This is a genomic window from Photobacterium makurazakiensis, assembly GCF_050336715.1.
GTDB classification, from domain to species: domain Bacteria; phylum Pseudomonadota; class Gammaproteobacteria; order Enterobacterales; family Vibrionaceae; genus Photobacterium; species Photobacterium makurazakiensis.
The window spans coordinates 64,808-91,496 of sequence record NZ_JAKJSJ010000016.1; the positions used below are offsets into that span (position 1 = coordinate 64,808).

A 26,689-nucleotide genomic window follows, 5' to 3' on the forward strand; every position below is an offset into this window, starting at 1 on the left:
CATTACAGCTAATTAGAAAATAAGAAAAAATTCTAATTATCCATTAAGCATTACAAATAAGAAATGAGCTCTTATGCCGAGTACTGTCAATGGTACAAGTAACGCTGATTCACTACACTTAATACGTTCGTTCAGCTAACTCACACAAACAAAAGACGTACTTAAAAGGGGTATTTTCATGGCTAAGGGATCATTCATCCTGCACTCCAAGTATTCACCATCAGGTGATCAGCCCGAAGCAATCGCACGGTTAATATCAGGGATAAAAAAGGGGGCTACACACCAAACTTTGCAAGGTATCACTGGCTCAGGAAAAACGTTTACGATGGCTAATGTAGTCCATCGCCTACAGAAGCCAACCTTGATTCTTGCCCACAATAAAACCTTAGCCGCTCAACTATATAGTGAAATGAAGCATTTTTTCCCTGAAAATGCCGTGGAATACTTCGTTTCTTATTACGATTATTACCAGCCTGAGGTCTATATCCCTGGAAGTGATCGCTTTATTAGAAAAGATTCTGCCATTAATGAGCAACTTGAACGACTTCGTCTATCCACTACAAAATCTTTAATTGAACGACGTGATGTAATTGTCGTTGCGTCAGTTTCCTCAGTGTACGGCTTGGGTGACCCAAATGACTATCGTGCATTACAAATTCCACTCGCGGTGGATATGCATATGGAACAACCTGACTTTATTCAGCGGTTAACCCGTTTGCAATATACCGAGAGTCAAGGCGCCTTGGAGCGAGCAACGTTTCTTCCTCATGCTAATGTAATCGACATTTTTCCTGCCGACTCAGAACACAAAGCCATACAAGTTGAGCTGGTTAATAACACAATAACGCGCTTGCAATGGATAGACCCGATCACGAAAAAAGTTCTCGATGATATTGAGCACTACTTTGTTTCTCCCAAAACCCTTTACGCAACCCCAAAAGAAAAAATACAAGCAGCCAGTATCGAGATTATTCGTGATATGGAGAAACGGGTCGCCGAACTGAATAGTGAGAACCGACTTGTTGAGGCAGCACGTTTGTATGAACGCACCATGTTTGATGTGGAAATGATGCAACAGCGAGGCTATTTTTCAGGGATAGAAAATTATTCTTGTTACCTCAATGACCGTGATCCTGCCCTACCGCCCACCACGCTACTTGATTACCTACCTAAAGACGGCCTGCTATTTATTGATGAATCTCATGTAATGGTGCCGCAAATTTCAGCCATGTATCGAGGTGATAGGAGCCGTAAAGAGACCTTAATTGATTATGGCTTCCGTTTGCCATCAGCGAAGAATAACCGTCCATTGAGCTTTGCTGAGTTTGAAAAAATAAAACCTCAAACTATTTTTGTTTCTGCCACCCCAGGGGAATATGAGCTAAATCGTTCACAAGGAGAAGCCATTGAACAAATTATACGTCCAACTGGGTTGCTTGACCCAGATGTAGAAATCAGGCCATCTGATAACTATATTGATGATTTACTTGCTGAAATATCTCAACGCACCAAAAAGAATGAACGAGTTTTAGTCACAACACTCACCAAAGTTAGCGCAGAAGCCCTCAATGATTTTATGTCAGAGAGAAACATTCGAGTTCGCTACTTACATTCGGATATAAAAACAGCCGAACGCGTCGACATCATAAATGGCTTGCGCGCTGGTGAATTTGATGTGTTGATTGGGATTAACCTATTGCGCGAAGGGCTAGATATTCCAGAAGCGTCATTAGTGGCAATTCTAGATGCGGACCATGCGGGATTTTTACGCTCAGTACAGGCATTGATCCAAATCATCGGCCGCGCCGCACGTAACGCTAATGGCAAAGCCATTTTATATGCAAATAAAATGACGCCAGCAATGAAACAAGCCACCCATCAATCTACCAGCCGCCGCCAACGACAAATGGCTTTCAACCAAGCACACGGTATTACACCAATGTCATCGGTGCGCAAGCATTCCTCAGAACAAGGTGACGCAAGAGAACCGATGACTCACCCTGAAGCGTTTTGTGAAAACATTGCGATATTATGTCAACAAATCACCGCGAAAGAGCAATACCTTTTAGCAGCTGTCGATCAAAATGATGAGCAACAAATAAAGGCGATCCGCCATCAACTCGATGGACTCTATCGCCAATTTATTTACATCTAATTAGCACTAACATCAGGAATAAATTTAGCAACAGCCCACTTTACAGGCTGTTTCCCCCATCACAACATTTGCTCTGACCAAGGAAGGTCTGTTCCGATAGGTAAAAACGGCTAAATGCCTCTTCGAAGTCTTCTGGCCCTGACTTGTCAGCAAGCCCCGTTGCCATCAAGGCTGCCTGCCATTTCTGCACTTTCGGGAAGCCAGCGAGCAAATCGTGACATGTATAAGATTTGATGATCGCCGCTCGATGCAATAACGGTAACCATGCAATATCAACATTACTCAATGACTCGCCCTTGAAATATGGACCATTACCTAATGCTGATTCAGCCTTAGCAAAGGCTTTTGCTAGTTTTTCGCTACGCTCAGTCAACGTGTCCTCATCAGAGCTGCGCATGGTGCTGCACTGCACCAAATAATGTTTAGATGCTTGATAGCTCCAAGCTCGATCAATCGCACGTTGTTCAGGACTGACATCTTGCTCTAAGGTTGGATACACCTCATCGATATATTCAATGATGGCATCAGATTCAAATAGCGCAGTGCCCGACTCGGTCACAAGAATAGGCACTTGACCGTTTGGCGAAAGATCCAAGAACCACTGTGGCTTATCTTTCAAACTGATAAATTCTATCTCATAAGGAATATTCTGTGCTTCCAGACGAGCAGTGACACGTTGAACAAACGGACAAATTTTAAAACTAATTATTTTAATCATTACTTTCGCCTTTTCTTTACGGAACAGCACATTTCAATGCGTTTTGTACCTATAAGACGCCACTTAAAATAAAAAGACGAAATGAAACGACGAAATGGAGCGAATTTTTCCATCAAAGCACAAATAGGAAAAAGCAAAAACAATGGAAGCAGGCTAACAAGTAATCTAAGTATTTAAAAATGAACACAAAAAAAATGCTATCAGTTCACAAAAATAACTATGTGATTTATCTATAGTACGCACTAATTGTGATCCAACACCATGGTGCATCAAAATAAAAAAACAATTTTAGCCCTAGCTCTAGGTGGCCTGCTTAGCTTTTCATCAACTTCCCTGCTTGCAGATAGTGCTCCGCAGCAGAGCATTCAGTCTACGGCAGAGTACAGCCAATTTACCTCGAAGCGCCAAGTTATTGATCAACTACTGGCTGACGCAGTAACCGCATTTAAGTCACCCGCGCGTATTTCCCACGCTGGCTTTACCGCTAAAATGCCAAGTAATATGGAAATCGTGACTAACCGCCTGCTGGAAGATTATGAACTTGAACCTTATCGTACCGATCTACTGATCTCTGCGGCCAACGCCCAGATTTATAACAAAAATGTCGACCGGGCAATTGAGTTGCTAGAAGTCGCTCCACAAGACGTAGATGCACACGCTTACCTTGCAGTATGGCAACACTTTAAAGGCAACCAAGCTGAATCAACCAAGCACATGACGACGCTTAAAGCGCTAAACCAAGGTCGTGCCGATGACATCCAGCGTATTTTTGACACTGTTAACCGTATTGTCGCAACCCCGCTAAAAGACAAACAAGCTAAAGAATACAAGGGCAACACCGCAATCATTACCCTTGGCTATGCGCTAAACCCAGATGGCAGCATGCATGATATTTTGATTGAACGTCTAGAAATGACACTGGCGATGGCTCAAAAGTCACCTGATTCGCTGATCGTGCTAACAGGTGGAGTGCCAAGAAACCATAAGACCGAAGGTAAGTTAATGGCCGATTGGTTAGTGGAAAACGGCATTGCTCGCGATCGCATCATCGAAGACAACTATGCCCGTAGCACTGTTGAGAACGCGCTATACAGCAGCTATGCATTGGCACGTCATGACATCGCTCACGCCACGTTGATCAGCTCGGCTAGCCATGTCCGTCGCGGCCAAGCTCTCTTTGAAATCGCTAGTTGGCAAACTGGGCCAAAAGGCATTACGTTCGATACCGTTTCAGCAGCCGACAAGCCGCTGGAAGAGCTAAAAGTCCCAACAGACGGTGAGCTACTTGGTATTTACCGTGATGCCCTGCGTACCTATGGTATGTGGAGTTACCGTTCATACCCGCTTGAACAGCGATAATATTTATCGAGATAAAAAAGCAGCCATTGGCTGCTTTTTTATGCCTTAAACGGGCATCAATTATATTCTGTCCTGCGCTCAAAAAATCGGTATAAACTTCTGTAACCTTCCTCATAGTAACTAACACACATATCAATTAACCCTCAGCAAAAATATGACATCCATCAAACAAGTGCGTGCAAAAATTTCACACTCATCAGTAAAAGCACATTTAATACGTTAATAGATCACACATTGGCTTTTTTTTGCTCCTGTTTTTTACGAGCTGTGAAATCAATCACAGCTGGCATACTGGTATAACAGGATACTTACCACACCAACTTAGCCATGACATGTAGGAATAAAATGAACTTCTCTGGTTTATACGCAGCAACACTGACACCTTTCAATCACGACGAATCAATTAATACCGCCGATCTTCAATCATTGATTAAATACAACTGTGCCAGCGGTCTTGACGGTCTCTATGTTGGCGGTTCAACAGCAGAGGCTTTCCTCTGCTCGACAGAAGAGCGCATCGAAACACTTGCACTAACAGCGGAAGCTGCAACAGAGAACGTCAAGCTCATCGCCCATGTTGGTGATATTTCAACCCGTAAGAGTGAAACGTTAGCGCGAGCGGCTAGCGCCATGCCCTATGATGCTATCTCAGCAGTAACGCCATTTTACTACCCTGTCGCTTTCACTGAACTTAAAAAACACTACAGCGATGTGATTCAGGCTGCAGGCAAGCCAATGATCGTCTATAACTTCCCTGCATTTGCAGGCATGAACCTCTCTGGTGAACAGATCAGCGAGCTGCTTAATATTGAAGGGGTTGTTGCTTTAAAACAGACATCAGCCAACCTGTACCAGATGGAGCAGGTCACTCGCCAAAACCCAGATAAAACCGTATTTAATGGTTTTGATGAGATCCTTGCGTCTGGCCTCGTTGCTGGTGCCAATGGCGGGATCGGCTCTACTTACAATGTTCAGGCTGAGCGAGTCATTGCCATTCAGTCCGCAATCCAATCAAACGATGCCTCACGAGCTACAGCGCTTCAACGCGAAGCCAATATCGTAATTGATACATTGGTTGAAGCTGGCGTCATTCCTGGATTGAAGTATGTATTGCAGCAAAAAGGGATCATTGCCAATGCACATTGTCGTCGCCCGCTAAATACCGTATCAGAAACCAATAAAGCAAAACTTAATCAGCTTATCGAGGCTGGTCTATGTTAATTGGCCTAGATATAGGCGGCACTAAGATTGAAGGGGTCAGCCTTGCTCCCGCTTCTTTTGAGCTGCTAGAAAAATTCAGAACGCCAACACCTAAAGAGGGATATAGCGCTTTCCTTGATGCGGTCATCACAACGATTGACCGACTCTGTGAAGAAGCCCAACCACTGTCTATTGGCATCGGTTGTTGTGGTTCAATCAACAAAGACTCGGGGAAGATGCAAGGCTCCAATCTGCTCTACCTCAACGGGCAAGACTTTATCGGTGATTTAAAAAAGCATTATGCCTTACCCATCGCTGTGGCTAACGATGCTGACTGTTTGGCGATCTCCGAATTCAAATCGGGTGCGGCAAAAGGCGCCGACAATTCCTGTATTGCCGTGATCATTGGCACTGGTTGTGGTTCAGGGGTGATCATCAATGGGGATATCGTTACGGGGCTCAACAATCTCGGCGGTGAAATGGGACATAACCCACTGCCTGGATACCAAACAGACACCGATGGCGAAAATACAACTTGCTACTGTGGCTCGATCAACTGTATCGAATCATTCTGCTCAGGTACTGGATTTGAAAGAACCTATGCCAACAAATTTTCACCATTACAAGCCAAGGCAATATTCGACCTTGCGGCAGACAACGATGCAAATGCTCTTGCTCATATCGACTTATATTGCGACCAATTAGCTCGTAGCCTCGCCAGTATTATCAATGTAATTGATCCTGAGATCATCGTGCTCGGTGGTGGTATGTCGAATCAAGAATCAATTTACCCTCGGGTACAAGACAAACTCAATCAATATACCTTCAGTAAGACCGCCAAAACTCAAGTTGTTAAGGCGGTACATGGGGACTCTAGCGGTGTTAGAGGCGCAGCCATCCTCCCCGCACTTAAAGGATTAGTATCATGAGTAAAATCATCAATGTCCGCCCTGTCCTATTAAGTGCTCCCTACGGCTTTGAAGGCTGTGCAGAGAACGTGCTCCATCTACCGCATGGCACTCGTGGCTGCTCAATGGTTGAAATTACCCTTTCAAACGGGATTAAAGGCTTAGGTGAGGGGTATTTGGGTGTCTTTGCCCCTGAAGTATTTACCAGCATTGTTCACCTAATTAGCAAAGCCATAACGGGTGATGACATCGCCAATGGTTACCAAGCCACACTGGCGAAAGCCAAAACTGTCACCGCCTACTGGTCATTACAAGGGGCTGCTCAGCATGCAATTTCAGCCATTGAAATTGCATTAGTAGACGCCTTATCACGTAGCCGTGACATTCCTGCCGTCGAGCTATTTGGCGGCAAGCAAGTTGATAGCATTGCCATGTATGGTTCGGGGGGAGATTCGCTACACCCAACTTATATGGCCGAGGAACTCGCTCAACTTGCACAGCGTGGAATTGGGATTATCAAAATTCGTGCTCGTCATAACCAAGTAGACAAAACCGTTTGGACCATCAACGCAGCGAAAAAACATGGCATCCGAGTCGCTGTTGATATGACTCAAAACCTGGCTGTTGCAGGGCAAACGGCTGAGCAGGTACTGGCGTTTTGTCACCAGGTTCAGCAACAAACCGGCGAACAACTGGTGTTTGTCGAAGAATGCTTAGGGCTAGACAAACTTGAACAGCTGCCACAGCTTGCCGAAAACAAAAACATTGTGGTTGCCGGAGGAGAAATTGTCACAACCAAGGAAGAGCTGTTCCAGCGAATAGATAAAGGCTACTACAACATCATCCAGCCTGATGCCTCGGTGCTGGGGGGAATAGAGGACACCATTGCCGTTTGCAACGCAGCCCACCAGCAGGGTATCAATCCAGTGGTGCATTCCTGGGGCGGGCCAGTAGCTATGATGGCTAACTATATCGCAGCCTTTGCGACAGGCTGCTCACTCATTGAGTACCCAATGCCGCACTTCGCGCTTCGCCATGCAATGTGTGATCTCGAGACTCGTATTATTGATGGCCACTTCCACCTCGGAGACGACATTGGCCTAGGGGTAACACTGACACCCGAATTAGAAGCGAAGTACACCTATGAAGAAACAGCACTCTACCACTGCTTCCCTGTCGAAGATGGCTTAAAGCAACTGGAAAAAAGCCATCAAAATTGGCGTAGCTGTGAATAAAAACAATAAAAATAACAATCGCAATAATTAAATTCTAATAACTAGTTTCTCAAGGTCACCATGAACATTTATGTACATCCTGTATTAGACGCCAAAGAAGCAGAATACCTCCAGCAACAGCTGCCAGAGCATGTCACTTGCTATTTCAATAATGGTAGTCACGATTTCAACCTGGCTAAAGATGCTGACATAGCCATAGGTAATTTCAGTACCGACTGGATCGCTGATATGCCAAACCTTAAAACCATATTACTGGATTCTGTCGGTACCGATAACTTTAATCACTATCAATGGCCCGACAACAGCTCGGTGACAGTCTGCAACCTCCACGGCTTTTTCTCCGTTGCTGTTGCAGAGGAAATACTGGCAAGCATCATGAGCGTGTACCGCCAACTACCAGCCCTTCATGCAGCCAAAGAACAAGCTATTTGGGCAAAAGACACGATCCGCTTTAACAAGCGCCTCATTGCTGAATCACGTGTTCTTGTATTGGGTTTCGGTAGTATCGGCCAGCAAGCCGCTAGCCTACTGTCAGCATTCGGAGCAACCGTCAATGCCTTTGACGCCAGTGATATGCAAAAGAAAGGTAAACAAGGGCTGATTGAAGCAGTAGCAAACCACGACATTCTAGTCTCAACCATCCCCGCGACAGCAGCATCAACCGATTTGATTGACCGTCACGTGCTGGCAGCTATGCCTGAGGGCGCTACGCTAGTCAATGTGGGGCGTGGCCAGGTGATTAACGAAGATGATCTCGTTGCTAAAGCTCAGTCTGACCGCCATTTTTCAGCCTGTCTCGACGTCACTAAACAAGAACCTCTACCACCATCCTCTTTGCTGTGGGCAACACCCAATATCTACTTAACCCAGCATACTGGTGGAGGCTCGAGTAATGAAAACAATAAGAAAATTGATGTTTACATCAAACAAATTCACCGCTTATTAGTCGGTGAACCATTACAAAATACCGTGTCATTTTAACCACGGACTTACCAATAATATCGACAAGTACGACCCTATATAATAAGGATATAACGATGAAAAAATTACTCACGCTGAGCATGATCGCCTCTGCTGTTTTTGCTGCTAATGTTTCTGCTGCAACTCAATTAAAAGTGGGATTTAACGAAGCTTATAACAGCCCAATCTACCACGGGATGGTAAAAGCGGCAGACGAACTAAAAGCCGTTTCAGGTGGTGAGATGACCCTACGCCTATATGAAGGTGGTCAAATGGGCAATGTACACGACATGCTAGAGCAAGTTTCACTGGGTGAACTGGATATGTCGATGCAAGTCTTCGGTGGCTATGCTCAGTACCTTCCACGCCTAGGTGCACTAGAAACACCTTATTTGGTTCGCGACTACAACCACCTCAACGCCATTTTCAATAGCCCTTGGGGCATGGAAGCACGTAATGAGTTAGAAACCGTTTTCAGCCTGAAACCTATCGACAGCTGGTTCTTTGGCGTTCGCCAAACTTCATCAAACAAACCAATTAACGCTTTGGCTGACATGCGCGGCATGAAACTACGCACCCCTAATGCTAAGGCACTCATCAACTATGCCAAAGGCGTTGGTGCTATCCCATCACCGATTGCTTATGCCGAAGTATATCTCGCCCTGCAAACGAATGCCGTTGATGGTCAAGAGAACCCAATTTCTTCAATTGAAGCGATGAAGTTCTATGAAGTACAGCCTTATCTGGCAATGACTAACCATGTGGTACAAGACCAAACAATCTCTATTTCTGCAGAACGCTGGGCTGATTTGAGCGAGCAGGAGCAAGGCTGGCTGACTCAAGCTCTGGCCGCAGGTGGTAAGGAAGCCGAAAAACGAATTATCGAAAATACTGAAAAACACTTAGCGACCTTCAAAGAAGCAGGTGTAACAGTCACTCACCCAGATCTCGCAGATTTCCGTACTGCAATGAAACCTTACTACGCAGATTTGGATAAGGAATTTGGTAAAGGCTTCACCCAGAACTTAATGGACGTTCAATAATCCCACTGGCGGCAAAGTTCTGTCTTTGCCGCCGATTTTACGGTGACGGAAAATGAAAAACTTTATCCAAAAGATGGAACTGTGCGAGAAATACCTTTCAGTTTCACTCTTTATTGCAATGCTGTTGGTGCTGACAGTTCAGATTGTTAGCCGCTATTTTTTCTCTTTCGCGATCCCTTGGACCGAAGAGCTATCACGGTGGCTATACATCTACATTGTGTTTGTCGGGGCCAGCGAAGCAGTATCCCGACGCGACCATATTGCTATCGATATTGTCCCCAACCGCCTAAGCAAAAAAGCCAACTACCTGCTTGATATCGCTATTCACTTGGTGTTTACAGCAACTGCCGCAGTCATTGTATATCGCGGGTATTTGTTTGCATTGCGTATGGATCGACTGGGCTCAATCACCATGGATGTGCAAATGTCGTGGCTTTACATGGCGGTTCCAATCGGCTTCACCATGATAGGTATCAAATCGCTTCTGAATGTGTGCACCTCGACATCCGAGCTAATGGCGCTGACGAAGAATAAAGATAACCTTCCCCCTCTAATGAAAACAGCAGAAAAATAGGTCACTATTATGTTTGGAATTTTTGCAGGCTGGGGGACCTTACTTGCTGTCGGCATGCCGGTTGCCTTCACCCTATATGTCGTTTCTATCATCTACTTGTTACTCAATACCGGTATTGCACTATCCCCACAGAAAATTATTTCGGGGCTAAACTCATTCCCATTACTCGCCGTTCCCTTTTTCATTTTCAGTGGCTTGTTAATGAACTCGGCAGGTATCACCGACAAGATGTTCAACTTTGCTCGGAACCTAACAGGTCATTTCACCGGCTCTTTGGGGCACGTCAACATCCTTGCTAGCTTGCTGTTTTCTGGCATGTCGGGATCGGCCCATGCAGATGCCGGAGGTCTTGGCCAACTCGAAATCAAGGCCATGCGAGATGAAGGCTATGATGACGGTTTCTCTGGCGCGATTACTGCTGCATCCAGTGTTATCGGTCCATTAATGCCACCCAGTATCCCAATGGTTATCTACGGTGTGATGTCAGGCGCCTCGGTTGGTGCCCTGTTCTTGGCTGGCGTCGTTCCTGCGTTGTTGTGCAGCGTTGCATTGATGATCATGGTTTATGTCATAGCCAAAAAGAAAAAGTACAGCGTCTACCCTCGTGCTTCAATGAAAACTATCTGGCTGTCATTCAAAGATGCCGCACTCGCTTTGCTGACACCAGTCATTATTATTGGTGGGATTTTCTCTGGTATCGTGACACCAACAGAAGCCGCTGTCGTTGCGTCACTGTATGCCATGTTCCTTGGATTCTTTGTTTATAAAAAACTAACGGTCAAAAAATTAGTTGAGCTGATCCATGAAACGGTCAACACATCAGCGGTAATTGGTTTCCTGATTGGCGGTGTAAGCTTATTTGGCTTTTTGATCATCAAAGAAGACATCCCAATGAAAGCCGCGGAAATGTTCCTGCAGGTTACTGAGTCGCCAATCGTCTTCTTGCTAATGGTTTCAGTCATGCTGTTTATCCTAGGCGCATTTATTGAAACGTTAGCTCTGCTACTGATTCTGATCCCGATCCTACTGCCAATTACCGTTCAATTAGGCATTGACCCCGTACATTTTGGTGTCGTTGTTGTATTGAATATGATGCTAGGGATCCTAACCCCACCGATGGGCGTATCGCTCTTCGTCGTATCCAAGGTCGGTAACATACCTTATGAGACCCTTGCACGCTCAGTCATAGTATTCCTAATACCGTTGATTGCGGTCTTACTGCTAATCATCTTCTTCCCGCAGCTCGTACTCTTCTTACCCAATATGCTGCTATAGCGTTTATTATAAGGATGGCAGCCGCAAGGCTGCCCAAATTAACACCATGAATATCACGACCATTACCGCCCTACAGTCACTTGATTCTCCATCTCGACTCGATCAAATTATCCTTGATGTTATGAGCCGGTCACCGTTATCTTTCCAAACTGGGATTAACCCCATCGACGGTGAGAATATTTTTGTTAACCGCATTTCAGCCGATACAAAAACCTACAGCGACTCATTATCTGAGATCCATCAATCCTATATCGATGTCCACATCGTGCTAACAGGTCATGAAGGTTATGCAGCGCCGATTACACCGGCAGCCTCTGCAGAAATCGCCGACTATAACTCGGAAAATGATGCAGCCCTTTGCTGCACTATTGAGAACGAACAACATTTTAAATTAACAAAAGATCAATGTGTTACCTTCTTTCCTGGCGAGTGGCACAGGCCAATGCTGGCCGATGGCGAACCCAATAAAGTTGATAAGATCGTAATAAAAGTAAAGGCAGACTTGCTATGACAATTAAAGGCAATTGGGCAACACTGCTGCTACCTCTTGACGGTGAAACCATTGATTACACACGGTTAGCACAACAGATTGATTACTTTATTGAAGTTGGTGTAGACGGGATCTATTCAAACGGCACTGCGGGAGAGTTTTATACTCAATCCGAAACTGAATTCCAAACGATTAGTCAGCTATTGGCGAAAAAGTGCCACAATGCCAACATGCCATTCCAAATCGGTGCTTCTCATTGCCATCCGAATGAAGGCGTTACTAGGGCTGCTTTTGCCGCAAACCTAAAGCCCACGGCCATTCAAGTCATCTTACCTAACTGGTTTCCATGTAATACCAACACAGCCCTTACCTATTTAAAAAAAGTGGAATCACAGTGTCAGGGGGTCCCCTTGATCCTTTATAATCCTCCGCACGCCAAAGTCAGCCTTAGCGCTAAGCAACTTAAATACCTGTTTGAACAGGTTAAAACACTTGTCGGCTTCAAACTACCGAGGCTAACCGATGAAATAGTTAAAACCGGATTACAGGATCAAGCTTCTATTTTTGTAGCGGGGCATTTTCTTGCGACCGATGCCTACAAAGGTGCTTTAGGCGCTTATTCGAATGTTTGTTGCTTAGGGCCGAAAGCCACGCAGCTATGGACCAATGATTGCCTCGCCCTAAAACCAGAGGCATTAGAGGTTGAAGCAAAAATACAGCAATTCATGAATGAAGAAATAGCCCCATTCATTACCGAGCAGGGCTATTGCAATGCAGCCGCCGATAAATTCATGGCATCGATGGGAAATTGGAGCGGTATCACCCCTGACATGCGTTTTCCATTTGAAGGAATCCCTGCTCATTGCTTGGAAAAAGCCAGAGCGGCACAAAAAGAGCTAATTCCTGATTTTACGAACTAATTTAAGCATTATACTATGAGCGTAAAGCGCACATACGGATTAAGGGATAGGTTATGTCAAGCCCTAGTACTGCCATATTGAAACCATTAAAAAAAGTAAAACTATCTGATTTTGTCACTGAAGAAATCGAAAGGCTAATTCTGGACAATACCTTCAAAGAAGGTGATGCCTTACCGTCTGAGCGCGAACTGATGGCCGCCTTTGATGTTGGTCGCCCGTCAGTAAGGGAAGCACTACAAAACCTTGCGCAAAGAGGACTGGTCGAAATAAAAAGCGGGGAAAAAACACGAGTCACCCGCCCTTGCACCCAAACCATCGTCAGTGGCCTGTCCGGCATTGCGATTGGCTTACTATCTCAAGACAAAGAAAAGATGCAATTTGAACATTTGCGCCAACTCTTTGAGATAGCAATTATTCGCGAAGCTGCCAGAATTCGCACAGATGCTGATATCGAGAGCCTTTCTCAGGCGTTAGAAAATAACCTTGCTCAGGTCAATAACTATGATCGCTTTATCGAAACCGATATTGCCTTCCACATGGCAATCATTGGGATCCTCGATAACCCAATGCTGACCACTATTTATGAATCTCTGATTCAATGGTTGATCCGCTCGCGTAACCCTGAAACCTTCGCAGCCCTACACAAAGACAGCTGTGATCATCACGTTAAAATTTTCGATGCTATTAAACAGGGAGATCCTGATTTAGCGGAACACGAGATGCGCTTGCACCTTGATAACGTAATGAATAACGCCTAAACACAGATCTTGAGCATAAATGAAAACACGCTAGCCTCGCTGGCGTGTTTCAAAAATCCGCTAATTACTCTTTTTGCCAGTTAGTCGCCCTGCCCAATTTTCTATTTTTCCCGTTGCCAAGCGACGAGCGAATATCTGGGTGATCTCTTTCCCCAATTCAGGCAGCTGGGCAAGTTCAGTTGCAGCTTGCTTGTTTTCTGTGTCGTGATACAGACAGTCCATCACCTTGGCAATCGACCACTGAGGATACGGACGCTCAACCATCTTAATGCTATCACCGACGTGAATTTCTCCAGCTTCTAGCACCCGATAAAACCACCCTGTCATCGCATGATTTTGGACATATTCCGCCATACCCGGCAGTTCAAAACGCGCATTGAGTTTAAAACACGGTGAACGAGTCTGGCTAACCTGTGCCATCACCGTACCGATTTTAACAATATCGCCGATACACATGGTGTGCTCATTAATGCCTGCTGCCACAATATTCTCACCAAAGCCGCCTGCGACAAAATGTACTGCCGACTGCGGGAACATCCCCTTCAATTGGGCATAATGGGCACTGTCATATTGCAACAAGGCACGGTCGGCCCCACCGTGAAAGCTCTCTTCCTGCTGATCACCATTCATCCCCAGTACATTCACGGAAACATGATCAAGAGGCTGTTTATCGATACCTGTCTTCAGACTGCCGCCAAATGTCTCTTCAAACATAGGCTTAACTTTACCGACTCGTATCTCTGTGACGGTAGATGATGGCAACATGCTCCACTCCCCTGTTAAGTTTCATATCATTTTGTGGGCATAAGTTAGCATGCCTCACGAGGGAAATATTTAGTTGTATTGCCATTAAATCACTAAACTCGGCCAAAGCGTGTTCATACTGACAGCTAGTCTGCCATCTGCTGCAGTGCCTGCATATAAAAGTCTAATGGGCCCGACAGCATCCCCACCTGCAGTTCATTTCCAGCCTGACAGTTCAGTGCCAAAGCGTAACCATGAAGATAATCAACCAGCATAGATAATGCGTTACAACGCAAATCATCCGTTAGCGGCAGGCTAGCAATTGCCAAATCAAAACGCTCAATAAAGACTGTGGCAGGCCCGTGCGAAGTCATCCCCAGAAGGATTTCGAGCAAACCTGGATACAGCGCAAGTAAGCTCAAGTAACTTTCACACAATTTAGTCAGCTCCTGCTGCCATTCAGCTTCAGGATCTGGACGATAGATCTCTCCCACCAATGAAACAGTTACTGCTTCAAGCAAGGCATTTTTATTGGTGAAGTAGTGGTAAATCGCCATCGCATCGACATCTAAACTAGCCGCTAACTTGCGGATACTCGGCACTTTTCCCTCTAGTTTCATCAGGGCTTTGGCCCCCGCAACTATCGCTTCACCACTGAGTTGACTGCTTTTTCCTTTGGGGCGACCACGTTTTTTTTCCTTGACTGTCATTGACGGATCTCTTTAAACTAAACTTAATTTCTACAGTGTAGAATATTTTAAATGAATATGACCAACAAGCCAACCAGAGGACGCATTATGTCGAACATTGTCTACATCGCCACCAGCTTAGACGGTTACATTGCCGATAAGAACGAAGGACTCGACTGGCTACACAGTGTGCCAAACCCAGACGGCAGTGACTTTGGCTTTGCTGAGTTTATGGATCGTATTGATGCACTGGTAATGGGCCGTAATACCTTTGATATGGTGCGCAGCTTCGATTGCGATTGGCCATACCCGAAACCCGTTTTTGTCATGAGCAACAGCATGACCAGCGTACCTGTCGGCTTTGAGAATAAAATCACCTTGGTGAATGGCCCATTGCAAGACATCGTGGCAGATTTGAACAGCAAAGGTTTCAACAACCTTTACATTGACGGCGGCATTACGGTGCAAAACTTCCTCAAAGAAGATCTGATCGACGAGATGATTATTACCACCATTCCGGTATTACTGGGCGGCGGCTCACCATTGTTTGGGGATTTAGCCTCGCCACTTAACTTCAAGCTGGAAAAAAGTGAGGTATTGGTTGATGCGATAGTTAAGAGCCATTACGTACGGGTGAGGTAGGTAACTTTTACACTGTAAAGTCGCCTTTAAGGGCGACTTTATTATTTTTAGCGAGAAGGATAAATCAGCGCGATTTGATACTGCGGTAAGCAAAATCAGTCAGATAATCATTTAACCTATGTGAAGCAGTCACCGCTTCTTCAGCGTCGGTATGGATCACCGCGCGCAGTACTGCCGCATGTAATGATGACGCATCTTTAAGGTCAGAATTCTCGTTCTTAAAGGCAAACCAAAAACGGCGGGATAAGCCTTGTAGAGGAGCCATTGCCAGCTGCAGGTATTCGTTATCAGCCGCTTTTACCAACAAGCGGTGAATATTCTTCAGTAACAAAGCGTATTGCACCTCATCTTTCTGCAGAGCACATACTTCAAGCTGCTCAGCCAACTCCTGCATACGCTGCTTTTCTTCCGTCGATGCCCTTGAAGCAGCATAACGTACACACAAGGCTTCAATATCGCGGCGCACTTCCAAAATTTTCAGCTGGCTTTCTATCGAGATAAGGGGGATCTGAATGCCACGACGTGGATGAATTTCCACCATTCGTTCATAAGACAGCCGCTGTAATGCCTCCCGTACCGGTGTACGACCTAAATCCAGAGATTCGGCCAATTGCTTCTCGCTCACCATAGTCCCCGGCTCTAGTTCTCGGAAAATAATCTTTTTTTCCAATTCGTTATAAGCAATTTCGGTTTTGTTTATGGCTTCTTTTATTTCTGTCATTGATTTCTTCCGTCCAATTCCATAAGTGAGCAGCCTCACATTTAACCTACATCGGATTGTACCATACAAAAAACAAGGTATATATTACAAACACACAACTGATATATCAGTTGAACATCAATAGTTCATCAGAGAGAGCACCATGAAAAATTGGCAAACAGTCAACCGTTTCGATCATCTACCCGATCTTCCGATCCTAGCCGAGATCGATGTACTGGTTATTGGCGGAGGTGCAGCAGGTGTGGCTGCCGCCGTTACAGCTGGCAACATGACAAAGAACACATGGCTTATCGAAAAATACGGCTTTTGCGGTGGCGCAGCCGTGGCTGGTTTATCTGGCACCATTTGTGGCATGTACATGGCAAGTGATGAGCAAGACGCCGAACCAGAGCAAGTGGTTTTTGGCTTTACCGAAAAATTTCGCCAAGCGCTGGCTGACAAAGGTGGCGTCACCGATCCACAACGTTATGGTAAAACTTACACCGTTACCCACGATCCACTTGTATGGCGTGAAGTCGCCGATGATTTGCTCGAAGAAGCAGGTGTGAATGTGCTATTTCACACCGCAGTTACGGGTGTGATCATGGAAGGCGATACATTCAAAGGGGTGGTACTTGAATCCAATGCCGGACAAAGCATCATTCTTGCCAAACAATTTATCGATGCATCAGGCGATGCAGCAGGCATCGCCCGTGCAGGCTTTGACTATTACTTCGGTGACGAAGGCCGCATCCAGAATCCGACCATGTTCTTCCGTATTGCAGGCGTTGATCTCGACAAGTACCTGTCTTACTACGGTGACGACACTATCTGTCCGCCAAAAGTGACGGAAAACATCCTCGCGGCCAACGCCTCAGGCGAATACGACTTACCACGTCATAAAATTTGGATCTTCCCGACCACCCGTGATGGCGAGCTTATGGTTAACGCCACCCGCTTGGCAGGCCAAGACGGTCGTATTCTCAACGTGATTGATCCGGTCGACTTTACCGAAGCCGAAGTCTTCGGCCGCCGTCAAGTACGTAGCTATGCCCGCTTCTTAAATAACTTTGTACCGGGCTGTGAAAATGCCTATGTCGTTGATACTGGTGTCGAGGTGGGCATTCGCCAAACTCGTTCAATTGTCGGTGTGGAAACCCTAACTAATGACGATGTTGTCAACTGCCGTAAACGTCAGGATGGGATCTGCCGCACGCCTTGGCCTATCGAGCTTCATTCCGGTGATAAACCTAAATTACATTGGCTGTTAAACGATTACTATGACGTGCCGTTTAGCACCCTAATCCCCGCTGTTGGCGAAAATATTATTGTGGCTGGTCGCTGCTTAAGTGCAGAGCACGAAGCACTAGCTTCAGCACGAGTCACCGCTCAATGTTTTGAATATGGTCATGCTGCTGGCATTGCTGTAGTGAAAGCGATTGACGAAAACAGCCGTATTCGCGATTTGGACAGCCAATCGATTCGAGCCGTCATGATTGAAAATGGCAGCGCACTTTAAGGAGTTAGAAATGAAAAACACAACAATCAAGCGTGTAGAACTGTATGCCGTTGCCGATCGTGATGCACCACCAATCCCTTGGGCTGATAACCAGGAGCCGTTGCTCTATACCAATAATATTGTCCGTATCATCTGTGATGATGGTACTGAAGGTGTCGGTGCCACTATCAGCTATACCGAAAACGACTTTGACCGCTGCATCATCGAAGCGATGCGCACGATCGTACCGGGGCTGATCGGCAAAAACCCACTGATGACCGAAGAATTGTATTCTTGGTTACAAGCCCGCTGTACTTGGGGCGGCCTACCAGCAAAATCCCCGATTGATATTGCGGCATGGGACATCAAGGCGAAGAAAGCCAACATGCCACTTTACATGCTATTGGGCGGTGCCCGCCATAAAATGCTGTCGTATGCCTCTACCCCAATGTTCGACACTATCGAAGAGTACTTCCCGTATGTCGACGAGTGCATCGAGCATGGCTTCACTGCCATAAAGCTACATTGCTATTGTGTATACAAAAAAGACGTCGCACTGGTTAACGCTATCCAAGAACGCTATGGCAATACAGGCATCCGCTTCATGCTGGATACCGCGACGTTCTATACCCCTGATGAAGCCATGCGCATGGCGAAGTTGCTAGAAAAGCACGATTGGGAATGGCTGGAGGCGCCAGTTTCTGACTATGACTACAACACTTACAAACGCTTAGTCGATAAAACAGATCTTGAAATATCAAGTCACGGCAACTGCTTACTTACTCTACAGGAAGTAACTTATGCCCTTGGTAATAATTTCTGGTCTGATGTACGCCAAGACGCCACAGTGTGCGGTGGTATCACCCCTCTGAACAAGTGCTTTGCTATTGCTGAAGGACACTCGAAGAACGTTGAAATCCAGAGCATGGGTTACACCATTACTCAGGCTGCGAACCTCCATGTGGCACTCGCTCACTACAACTGCAAGTACTTCGAGCAATTCTACCCTTACGAAAGCTTTGAACTTGCATCAAACACTCAGATCCGTACAGACAAGGATGGCTTTGTACACGCCCCTGAAGGTAATGGGCTTGGTGTCGAAATGGATTGGGACGCCGTTAAAGCAGCCTCAATCGCCTCTTATACATTCGAATAATAAAAATAATAAAGGCGTTAGAAGATGAAACTAAAAACCTCTGAACTCGACTTGCAGCTGACTTTCATCAGCTTCACCTCAGTGCTCCTTCTCGGTGTACTGGCTGTACTCTATCCTGAATCAGTTAAGACCACGATGGGGAGTATGCTGGACTTTACTGTGGTTAACCTTGGTTCTGGCTTTTTATGGTACACCCTGTTTGCAACTGCTTTTTTACTATACTTAGCTTTTTCTAAATACGGCACAATCCGCCTTGGTGGTGATAAGCCAAAGTTCACCAAATTCCAATTGTTTGCCATGGCACTTTCTGCAGGCATGGGTGCCAGTACTATGTATTGGGGCTTTATTGAAAGTACCTATTACTTTATGGATCCACAATTTGGCATCGTTGATAAAGCCATGGCTATGGAATATGCATCAGCCTATAACATGTTCCATTGGGGAGCAGCAGGCTGGTTCTGCTACCTGATCGTAGCGATCCCATTTAGCATCGTATTTTACCTGAAAAAAAATCGCCGTATGAGTCTAAGCGGAGTACTCAATAGTCTATTCAACGACCGCCTACCAGTATGGGTACAAAAACTCATTGATTTACTCTTCATCATTACTACCCTCGCAGCCACCGCGCTAACACTCGGTCTGGGGATCCCGATGATTTCTTCTAACCTCAGTGCACTGACTGGTATTCCAGATAACTTGTTCTTAGGTATTGGCGTTATCTTGGCCCTTTCGGTCGTATTCTCATTAAGTTCATACATTGGTATTGAAAAAGGCATGGCTCGCCTAAGCAGCGCGACCATCTATATCTGTGCCGGTTTCATTGGTATCATTTTCATAATTGGCCCATCGGCGCTAATTTTGAACAATACGACGAATGGTTTAGGTATCATGCTCAGTGACTACCTACGTATGAGCACCAATACCGACCCGTTTGGTAGTACCCTTTTCCCGCAATACTGGACCGTATTCTTCCTTGCTAACTGGATTTCATACTCACCGGGTGTTGGCGTGTTTATTACCAAGATCTCGCAAGGTCATCGTGTTCGTGATGTTGTCTTAATCCTTGTTGGTGCAGGTACACTTGGAAGTGCCGTGATCTTCGGTGTTTTTGGCACGTACACCATGAACTTCATCAACACAGGTGTCATTGATGGCGTCAGCTTGATTCAGGCCAACCAACCAACAGAACTTGTGCGTGAAGTATTTAATCAAAGTCCTATTCCAGTAGTTCTGACTGCGGTATACCTTGTTACCATGGTGCTTTTCACCGTAACAACGCTTGACGGTACGTCTTACTCTCTGGCTGGTATCGCAACGAAGCGCTTGGATGAAAACGCCAATGTTTCACCACTGTTCCGCTTGTTCTGGTGCCTACTGCTAACAGTACTGCCGATTATATTCTTGCTAATTAATGCAGATCTAAATATTTTGAAATCATTCCCAGTGCTTATCATTGTGCTGATGGTGCCGATTTTCACTATTACTGCGATTAAAGCGCTGAAATACATCCAAAGCGAGTTTGGCCACCTTGAGCCAAATCAGGTTGAGCAGCATTCACTCGACATGCTTGAGCGTGACCCTTCAGACACTGTCGAAGATAAACAAGAAACGAAACTAGAAATACAAACCGCATAATTATATTTATTCGCGGTACTAAAAAGCCACTCATCGAATGACTGGCTTTTTATTATCTCATCGATACACAATGAAACTGAATCACACTGACCTTACGATGTGCCGACCTGCACTTTAAATTCGAACTTATAATAATCACTACGGCAAATTGCCGATCCGTATTCCAATACCCTGTCCGACTTATCGACACTTTTCAGAATAATTTTCATCAGGGGTAAACCATGGGGCACGTCGAGCATTCTTGCTTCTTCTTCGGTCGGCTCATACACACTTAACGAGTAGTCTTGCGTATGGGGCTCGATCCCTTGCTCACGCCAATAAGCATACAATGAGCCTTCCAGTAAATCGGGACGAGGCAAGAAGTCTTTAGGGATATACATCGTCTCGATTGATACCGGCACATCATCAGCAAGGCGAACCCGCTTAATTTTAGCGATGCAGGCATCTTCTGATAGTTCGAGTTGGTGGCTTAGCTCTGCACTACACTCAATCAATTCACGAACCAGCCAGCGATTGGACACAGCCCCTTGCTGCTGCAGCTGAGATGAAAAGCCGCCCCCCGATAAATTATAATGGATGGGCAAATTGACCATGGTGCCTTTGCCATGCTTTTTCACCACCATGCCTTGCTCAAGTAACTCAGCCAATGCCTTAACAATCGTGACCCGAGATACCCCCAATGCGACAGAAAGTTTTCGCTCTGATGGGAGGATGCTGCCATGTACAAGCAACTTACTGGCGATAGCTTGTTCAATGCTTTGTTTTAACTGAATATACAGCGGTGTTGATGAATCAAAGTCCAGTTGATCCTTCACCTGATTGAGGAATTTCTGTTCCACTGATAACCGTCCGAGTACTTTTTACATGCAAAAAAGAAAACCCAGAAATAATACCAAATAGTGAGGTGTAAATCACATTGGTATACAAAAGGAATTTAACTGGACTCTAAGTGGACTTATCATGGCGACAGAAATGATCCTCATGCCGGAGCAAATACAATGTCATCCTCTTCTCATCTTCAGCAGTCCATGCTTGAAAAGAAAATACTGGGCTGCCTCTATGGCCAAGCTATTGGCGATGCCATGGGCATGCCTTCTGAACTTTGGACCAAAACAAAAGTGATCAGCTACTTTGGCTGGATCAATGACTTTCTGCCAGGTCCAGAAGAAAATATTGCAGCCAACGAATTTAAAGCAGGAGAGTTTACTGACGACACCAGTCAATGCGTTGCTTTAATGGATGCCATTATCGAAAACAATGGTCACATTGATCCCGGTACGATTGCCAAACACATTATTGATTGGGCTATTCGCATCAACGCCTTTGAAAAAAACATACTTGGCCCAACATCGAAATCTGCCCTTACGGCCATTACCCAAGGGATCCCATTTGAACAGATAGAAGCCAATGGCGTCACCAATGGATCAGCCATGCGTGTTGCCCCAATGGGCTGTCTGCTACCCACTCACAACCAAGAAGACTTTATTGCCGGAGTGAGGCTGTCTTGCCTACCCACTCACAAATCTGACATTGCTATCGCGGGAGCCGCTGTTATCAGTTGGGCGATTAGCCGAGCAATAGAAGGGGGAAGCTGGCAACAAATCAAAGATGAAATTATCCCGCTAGCCAATGACACTCAACGTCAATATGAGTCCACCTTCAGTCCACTATTAGGCCGCCGTATTCGTTACGCGCTATATGTCGTTGAAAGCCAGCATGATCGCCAAACTGCACTCACCGATCTGTATGAAATGGTAGGTTCAGGGATGGATATCCTGGAATCTGTCCCAACCGCCATTGCCTTGGTCGACCTCGCAGGCACAGATCCGATGTTATGTGCTGAACTCGCGGCGAATTTAGGCGGCGATACCGACACCATTGGTGCAATGGCAACTGCTATTTGTGGCGCGCTACATGGTGTGGATGCTTTTTCTGATGAACATATCGAACTGATAAATACTGCTAACCAAATTAACTTCACCCCTTATGCCCAAACACTTGCGACATTCCGTCTAAACCGAATCCAACAGGAAGGACAGTACAATGAGCAATAAAGACACCGTTTCAGCCTATAGCCATCAGACAGGTGGCAATGATACCAGCATTGAAGATCTCGGCATTGGCCTTGTACCGCCTAGCCAGCAAACGAAACAGCCCGCTGAATTGTTCTTCGTTTGGTGTGCAGCGAATATCGGCGTTCTTGGCGTCGTTTACGGTGCGATCATTGTGTCGTTTGGGCTTTCGTTCTTCCAATCAGTACTTGCTGCGATTGTCGGTGTCGCTTCTTTTACATTGGTTGGTATCTCTAGCATTGCCGGAAAAATTGGCCGAACCACCACACTCACGCTTTCACGCTCAAGCTTTGGTAAAAAAGGAAATATCGCACCAACCGCTTTTTGCTGGGTTAACCTTATGGGTTGGGAGGCGGTCAATATCATTACCGGCACCCTAACCTTAGCCGCCTTATTCGCCGCACTCGGTTTTGCCGAGGGCACCGTTATCACCGCTATTTCGCTTGTTTTATTCGGCGGCTTAACCGTACTCGTCAGTATGTTAGGGCAAAACACTGTTTTGTTGATGCAAAAGTGGATCACCCGTACGTTTGGTGCAATGACTTTGCTTGTCGTGCTTTATCTAATGGCGACCGCTGATTGGGAAGTGATCATGGCATTGCCGTCGGGTAGCTGGATCACCGGATTCCTACCAGCCGTTTCGATCATTGCGGCAGGTACTGGGATCAGCTGGGCGATCGCAGGCGCTGATTACAGCCGTGATCAAAGTCCATCATCAAGCAAGCAAGGCATTTTCACCTCTGTTGTGGGTGGGGCTGCACTGCCTTTAATACTACTAATGCTAACGGGCATTCTACTGACAGCACAAATCCCTGATTTGGCTTCTCATGAAAACCCAATTTCAGCCATCGGGCGTCTGCTTCCATCTTGGATGGCAATCCCTTACCTTGCCGCAGCAACTGCGGGGATCGTAACGATTGCGGTATTAAGTCTCTATTCTGCCAGTCTTAATTTACTTAGCATGGGCATTCAATTAAAACAACGCACCGCTGTCGCCCTTGATGCGGTATTAGTGCTTGGTGTCGCGCTGTATGTCCTGTTTGTATCCGGTGACTTCCTTGGTCCATTTATCTCGTTCTTGGTTTTCTGTGGTGTTTTCTTAGCAGCATGGGCCGCTATTTTCATCACCGATTTTTACACTAAACACCAGAGCGCAGGTTACAGTGAAGAGGAGCTATATGGTGAAACAGGTACGATTAAGCCTACATTATGGTGCTGGATCGCAGGTTCAGTTTCGGGCTTGATGGTGACCAATACCGGCTTTATTGATGGTCCGTTTGCCGTGGGTATTTTTGCTGACTCAAGCTTAGGGCTATTTGTCTCTTTCATTGTCAGTATGGTGCTTTACCGTATTACCCTTAAGAAGACCCGCTAAGGAATAATCATGATTGCTCAACAAAGCCTAAGAACAAAGCGACCAGTGATTGTTATTGGTGCAGCTTTTGGTGATGTGATGCTTGGGCTTGACCAATTGCCTCAAAGTGGTGGCGATGTCATCGCAGAAGAGCTTGGTCGGCATATTGGCGGCTGTGCATTCAATGTCGCCAGAGCCTTGGCTCGCTTGGGGGTAACACCGATTAACGCGATCCCCGTTGGTAACGGTAGTTGGGGCCAGCATGTTGAAGCAGCGATGGTACGAGAAAAGCTCCCTCGATTACTAAGGCACCCAACCCATGACAATGGCTGGTGTCTCGCAATGGTCGAAGCGAGCAAGGAGCGTACCTTCATCACGATTGATGGTTGTGAACAACATTGGACAAATGCGCTACTGGCACAAATTCCAATGCCAGAAAAAGCACTCGTCTATGTTTCGGGCTATGAGCTTGTTAGCCAGCAAAGCGAGCCGCTTCGTCAGTGGTTACTTAACTTGCCGGATGACTACACCTTGTTTGTCGATTTTGGCCCTCGCTTGGCTGATATTAATCCAGAATTTGTTAAGGGGCTACTCGCGAAGAAGCCAATCTTAACCCTAAACCGGGATGAACTGGCACTGCTCACCAAGCAACCGACGAGCAATATTGATGATGCCGCTGCATTTGCGACTCACCACCAGCTCAAGCTTATTTGTCGCTTTGATAAAGATGGAGCGCAGATCTGCCAGCCCGATACACCACCGCAAGTAATACCGGCTTTTAAGGTTGAGGTTGCTGATACTATCGCCGCAGGCGACAGCCATTGCGCGGGCGTACTTGCTGGCCTTGCGGCAGATTGGACGCTTGAAACTGCAACAACACTCGGCAACATGGTCGCAGCCATTGTGGTAAGCCGATCAGGCTCTGACGGTGCCCCAACACTCGATGAGCTCCAGCAATTCCAAGAAAAGCACAACTAATCAAACGATAACCTGTAAACAAAAAAGCCTGATCACGACATTGTGAACAGGCTTTTTTATTATTTGCTAAACAACGTTACCCCCTGTTTGGCAAAGTAAATCCCTGCTACAACATGCTCAAAAATAAAGCAATCAACCACATTTCCATGTATTCAACACATTTATTAACTCAAGTTAATAAATGTGTAATTTTTATCCTTGAGCATATAGATGCCTTCAACCATGAAGCTATTTAAGGGACTAAAATGAAAAAACCGCTATTGGCTGCTTTACTTGCTACCTGTATTTACATACCAAACGTTTCAGCTGAGGCTGTTGATCTAAAACTCTGGATGCGTGCGGATAAGTACCTCACTGATATGGAGCCGTCAGTTCATCGTGCTACTGAAAGCTTGAATGCACAATTAAAGCAAGCGGGTGATGACAGACAATTAAATGTTGAGATTCACTTCAACCGCTCACGGGGGTGGGATGAAGACGTACTTCAGTACCTGCGTTCCGACTCGGTCAATCGCGGGGCTGACATCTATGTCGGAGCACACGAATGGTTGGCTTCTCTCGCTGAAGCAAATTCCGTCATGGCGCTGGATGAATATATCAGCCAGCATCCCAGTTTATTTGGAGATATGATCGATTGGGTCTGGCCAACCGTGACCTATAAGCAACAACGCTGGGGAATCCCTTTCCTACCAGAAGCTCGCATGGTGTTTTTCAATAAAAACATGCTGCGTAGCATAGGCAAAAGTGAAGAGTTTATTGCCGCCCTACCTGAACGTGTTGATCGTGGTGAATTCACCATTTACGACCTATCAGCATTAACAAAAGAGGTGATGGATGCAGGTAAAGCTAAGTACGGTATTTTACATCGTCCAAACACCGGCCCTGACTTCCTAATGAACATGCGCAGTTTCGGCTATGAAGCGCAAGATCCAGAAACCGGTAAATTAGTCGTAAACACAAACGCACTCACCCGTTTTTTAACTTGGATTAAAGCAAACAGCCAAAACAACATCACTCCTTCAAACAACACCACCATGAGCTGGGATGCCATTCATCGTGCTTTTGGTGAAGGCGATGCTTTTGTCAAAATTCACGGTATCTGGGGCGTTCCTCAGATGATCGATATGGGTATTTCTGACAATTCAGAACAGAGCTATTTTGAAAATGTCGGCTGGATGAATATTCCGTCAGCAGAGCAAGGAGCACGCCCATTTAACATGTCTCACCCGCTAACGATGTCAGTCAATCCTAAAGCAGAAGACAAAGAGCTCGCAATACGCTTGATAGGGGAAATCCTTAAAGCGGAAAACTACACTCCAATGGCAACAGGCGCTGGCTATCTAGCAATCCATAATAAAGAACTCACTTCACCTGAATACAAAGAAGCTTGGATTAGCCGAAATGGCTCTGAGCTACTGACCAATTCCGACGTGCTTTCAATGCCAATTCACCCCTCGCTGGCTAAATATAACGATATCCTATTCAGAGGTATCCAAGGTGTTGAAACCGGCAGGCTAACAGCAGATAAGGCAACCGACTTTGTGGTTGAACGTATGCGTATCGAAATGGCCGATGACGTCATCATTAAATAATACTCAGTCTGCTTGGAGGAAGGGGGGATAGCCC

At 45.8% G+C, this 26,689-nt stretch carries 25 protein-coding genes; 20 read left to right on the plus strand and 5 right to left on the minus strand.

The annotated features are described in order from the left end of the window. Positions 1 to 178: 178 nt before the first annotated feature. Positions 179 to 2,155, plus strand: coding sequence for an excinuclease ABC subunit UvrB (uvrB, locus tag L4D09_RS08110; RefSeq protein ID WP_428456984.1), 1,977 nt, complete (start codon positions 179 to 181; stop codon positions 2,153 to 2,155). Positions 2,156 to 2,195: 40 nt separating this feature from the next. Here uvrB and L4D09_RS08115 read toward each other — a convergent pair whose 3' ends face one another. After that, positions 2,196 to 2,873, minus strand: a complete 678-nt coding sequence (locus L4D09_RS08115) for a glutathione S-transferase family protein (RefSeq protein WP_428456985.1) — start codon at positions 2,871 to 2,873, stop codon at positions 2,196 to 2,198. A gap of 261 nt (positions 2,874 to 3,134) precedes the next feature. Here L4D09_RS08115 and L4D09_RS08120 point away from each other — a divergent pair, with 261 nt between their 5' ends. The 11 genes from L4D09_RS08120 to L4D09_RS08170 all read left to right on the plus strand — a co-directional run bounded on the left by L4D09_RS08120 (position 3,135) and on the right by L4D09_RS08170 (position 13,595). Then, entirely contained in the window at positions 3,135 to 4,232 is a 1,098-nt protein-coding gene (locus L4D09_RS08120; RefSeq protein ID WP_428456986.1) for an ElyC/SanA/YdcF family protein, read from the plus strand. A gap of 345 nt (positions 4,233 to 4,577) precedes the next feature. Continuing rightward, the gene (locus L4D09_RS08125; protein ID WP_428456987.1) at positions 4,578 to 5,453 is read left to right on the plus strand and encodes an N-acetylneuraminate lyase; all 876 of its coding nucleotides are present in this window, start codon (positions 4,578 to 4,580) and stop codon (positions 5,451 to 5,453) included. Then, entirely contained in the window at positions 5,447 to 6,361 is a 915-nt protein-coding gene (locus L4D09_RS08130; RefSeq protein WP_428456988.1) for an ROK family protein, read from the plus strand. The genes L4D09_RS08125 and L4D09_RS08130 overlap by 7 nt, the downstream gene beginning before the upstream one ends. Next, positions 6,358 to 7,575, plus strand: a complete 1,218-nt coding sequence (locus tag L4D09_RS08135; protein ID WP_428456989.1) for an enolase C-terminal domain-like protein — start codon at positions 6,358 to 6,360, stop codon at positions 7,573 to 7,575. Before L4D09_RS08130 ends, L4D09_RS08135 begins: the two co-directional genes overlap by 4 nt. Before the next feature lie 60 nt (positions 7,576 to 7,635). After that, positions 7,636 to 8,556, plus strand: a complete 921-nt coding sequence (locus L4D09_RS08140) for an NAD(P)-dependent oxidoreductase (RefSeq protein WP_428456990.1) — start codon at positions 7,636 to 7,638, stop codon at positions 8,554 to 8,556. Between the two features lie 56 nt (positions 8,557 to 8,612). Next, complete coding sequence (locus L4D09_RS08145; RefSeq protein ID WP_428456991.1) at positions 8,613 to 9,578, plus strand: sialic acid TRAP transporter substrate-binding protein SiaP; 966 nt, start codon at positions 8,613 to 8,615, stop codon at positions 9,576 to 9,578. Positions 9,579 to 9,630: 52 nt separating this feature from the next. After that, positions 9,631 to 10,152, plus strand: coding sequence for a TRAP transporter small permease (locus L4D09_RS08150; protein ID WP_428456992.1), 522 nt, complete (start codon positions 9,631 to 9,633; stop codon positions 10,150 to 10,152). Positions 10,153 to 10,161: 9 nt separating this feature from the next. Next, positions 10,162 to 11,427, plus strand: coding sequence for a TRAP transporter large permease (locus L4D09_RS08155; protein ID WP_428456993.1), 1,266 nt, complete (start codon positions 10,162 to 10,164; stop codon positions 11,425 to 11,427). Between the two features lie 46 nt (positions 11,428 to 11,473). Next, entirely contained in the window at positions 11,474 to 11,938 is a 465-nt protein-coding gene (locus L4D09_RS08160) for a NanQ anomerase/TabA/YiaL family protein (RefSeq protein WP_428456994.1), read from the plus strand. After that, positions 11,935 to 12,837, plus strand: coding sequence for a dihydrodipicolinate synthase family protein (locus L4D09_RS08165; protein WP_428456995.1), 903 nt, complete (start codon positions 11,935 to 11,937; stop codon positions 12,835 to 12,837). The genes L4D09_RS08160 and L4D09_RS08165 overlap by 4 nt, the downstream gene beginning before the upstream one ends. 53 nt (positions 12,838 to 12,890) lie before the next feature. After that, the gene (locus L4D09_RS08170) at positions 12,891 to 13,595 is read left to right on the plus strand and encodes an FCD domain-containing protein (RefSeq protein ID WP_428456996.1); all 705 of its coding nucleotides are present in this window, start codon (positions 12,891 to 12,893) and stop codon (positions 13,593 to 13,595) included. A 60-nt stretch (positions 13,596 to 13,655) separates the two neighbouring features. Here the strand turns inward: L4D09_RS08170 and L4D09_RS08175 are convergent, their stop codons facing one another. After that, on the minus strand, positions 13,656 to 14,360 hold the full coding sequence (locus L4D09_RS08175) for an MOSC domain-containing protein (protein WP_428456997.1): 705 nt from the start codon (positions 14,358 to 14,360) through the stop codon (positions 13,656 to 13,658). A 125-nt stretch (positions 14,361 to 14,485) separates the two neighbouring features. After that, a complete protein-coding gene (locus tag L4D09_RS08180; RefSeq protein ID WP_428456998.1) occupies positions 14,486 to 15,049 on the minus strand; it encodes a TetR/AcrR family transcriptional regulator in 564 nt (187 codons plus the stop codon). Between the two features lie 87 nt (positions 15,050 to 15,136). Between L4D09_RS08180 and L4D09_RS08185 the strand changes: the two genes are divergently transcribed. Then, on the plus strand, positions 15,137 to 15,670 hold the full coding sequence (locus L4D09_RS08185; RefSeq protein WP_428456999.1) for a dihydrofolate reductase family protein: 534 nt from the start codon (positions 15,137 to 15,139) through the stop codon (positions 15,668 to 15,670). A 64-nt stretch (positions 15,671 to 15,734) separates the two neighbouring features. Here the strand turns inward: L4D09_RS08185 and L4D09_RS08190 are convergent, their stop codons facing one another. After that, positions 15,735 to 16,391: a GntR family transcriptional regulator gene (locus tag L4D09_RS08190; RefSeq protein ID WP_428457000.1), complete on the minus strand. Its 657-nt coding sequence runs from the start codon at positions 16,389 to 16,391 to the stop codon at positions 15,735 to 15,737. A 142-nt stretch (positions 16,392 to 16,533) separates the two neighbouring features. Here L4D09_RS08190 and L4D09_RS08195 point away from each other — a divergent pair, with 142 nt between their 5' ends. The 3 genes from L4D09_RS08195 to L4D09_RS08205 are packed head-to-tail and all read left to right on the plus strand — an operon-like array spanning position 16,534 to position 20,659. Then, positions 16,534 to 17,889 carry an FAD-dependent oxidoreductase gene (locus tag L4D09_RS08195; RefSeq protein WP_428457001.1) on the plus strand — a complete coding sequence of 452 codons (1,356 nt, stop codon included), beginning with the start codon at positions 16,534 to 16,536 and terminating at the stop codon, positions 17,887 to 17,889. A 10-nt stretch (positions 17,890 to 17,899) separates the two neighbouring features. Continuing rightward, positions 17,900 to 19,024 carry a mandelate racemase/muconate lactonizing enzyme family protein gene (locus L4D09_RS08200; RefSeq protein WP_428457002.1) on the plus strand — a complete coding sequence of 375 codons (1,125 nt, stop codon included), beginning with the start codon at positions 17,900 to 17,902 and terminating at the stop codon, positions 19,022 to 19,024. 24 nt (positions 19,025 to 19,048) lie between these two features. After that, a complete protein-coding gene (locus L4D09_RS08205) occupies positions 19,049 to 20,659 on the plus strand; it encodes a BCCT family transporter (protein WP_428457003.1) in 1,611 nt (536 codons plus the stop codon). Between the two features lie 92 nt (positions 20,660 to 20,751). On the opposite strand, the gene L4D09_RS08210 is transcribed toward L4D09_RS08205, so the two are convergent. Next, complete coding sequence (locus L4D09_RS08210) at positions 20,752 to 21,498, minus strand: GntR family transcriptional regulator (protein WP_428457004.1); 747 nt, start codon at positions 21,496 to 21,498, stop codon at positions 20,752 to 20,754. A 159-nt stretch (positions 21,499 to 21,657) separates the two neighbouring features. On the opposite strand from L4D09_RS08210, the gene L4D09_RS08215 reads away from it, so the two are divergent. The 4 genes from L4D09_RS08215 (at position 21,658) to L4D09_RS08230 (ending at position 26,655) form a co-directional block, all read left to right on the plus strand. Further along, positions 21,658 to 22,713: an ADP-ribosylglycohydrolase family protein gene (locus L4D09_RS08215; RefSeq protein ID WP_428457005.1), complete on the plus strand. Its 1,056-nt coding sequence runs from the start codon at positions 21,658 to 21,660 to the stop codon at positions 22,711 to 22,713. After that, complete coding sequence (locus L4D09_RS08220) at positions 22,703 to 24,106, plus strand: purine-cytosine permease family protein (protein ID WP_428457006.1); 1,404 nt, start codon at positions 22,703 to 22,705, stop codon at positions 24,104 to 24,106. The genes L4D09_RS08215 and L4D09_RS08220 overlap by 11 nt, the downstream gene beginning before the upstream one ends. A gap of 9 nt (positions 24,107 to 24,115) precedes the next feature. Further along, positions 24,116 to 25,063, plus strand: coding sequence for a PfkB family carbohydrate kinase (locus L4D09_RS08225; RefSeq protein ID WP_428457007.1), 948 nt, complete (start codon positions 24,116 to 24,118; stop codon positions 25,061 to 25,063). Positions 25,064 to 25,308: 245 nt separating this feature from the next. Beyond that, positions 25,309 to 26,655: a sugar ABC transporter substrate-binding protein gene (locus tag L4D09_RS08230; RefSeq protein WP_428457008.1), complete on the plus strand. Its 1,347-nt coding sequence runs from the start codon at positions 25,309 to 25,311 to the stop codon at positions 26,653 to 26,655. The last annotated feature ends 34 nt before the right edge of the window (positions 26,656 to 26,689 follow it).